This window comes from Streptomyces niphimycinicus (assembly GCF_018883605.1).
Taxonomy (GTDB): domain Bacteria; phylum Actinomycetota; class Actinomycetes; order Streptomycetales; family Streptomycetaceae; genus Streptomyces; species Streptomyces niphimycinicus.
Window position 1 is genome coordinate 1 of record NZ_JAHLEM010001267.1, and the last position, 484, is coordinate 484.

General features: G+C 70.2%; 1 protein-coding gene. It reads right to left on the bottom strand.

All coding sequences use genetic code 11. The annotated features are described in order from the left end of the window. Positions 1-484, bottom strand: a 484-nt coding sequence (locus KN815_RS49270) for a CBS domain-containing protein (RefSeq protein ID WP_216348224.1), incomplete at both ends; no start/stop codon positions are given.

The following is a 484-nucleotide window of genomic DNA, read 5'->3' on the forward strand; positions in this document are numbered from 1 at the left end:
ACCGGGACCAGGCTCCTGGCCTCGACCGATCCGTCCAGAGTGACCTCGCCCTCCCGCACATCGACCGTCACGGCCGAGGGAGCCAGCCGCAGGGTCCGTCTCAGCAGATCCCTTTCGATCTCGTCGCGGATCGCGTCGTCGTGTCGCAGGAAGACCCGCAGCAGGTCGCCACGGCTGATGATGCCGACCAGCTTGTCGGTCTCGTCCACCACGGGCAGCCGCTTGATGTTCCCGTCCGTCATCACACGGGCCGCCTCGACGACCGTCCACTCCGGGCGCGCGCACACCGCGGGTGCCGACATCAGCTCCTCCGCCTTCGCGCCCTGCGCCTTCGCCCGCTCCCACGCCTCCAGATGCGGGACCGGGAGGAGACCGGAGGGATCCGCCTGGCCGGAGGACTTGCGCAGCAGATCACCTTCGGACACCACGCCGACCGGGCGTCCCGAACCGTCCACGACCGGCACGGCGGTGACATCGTGCTCCG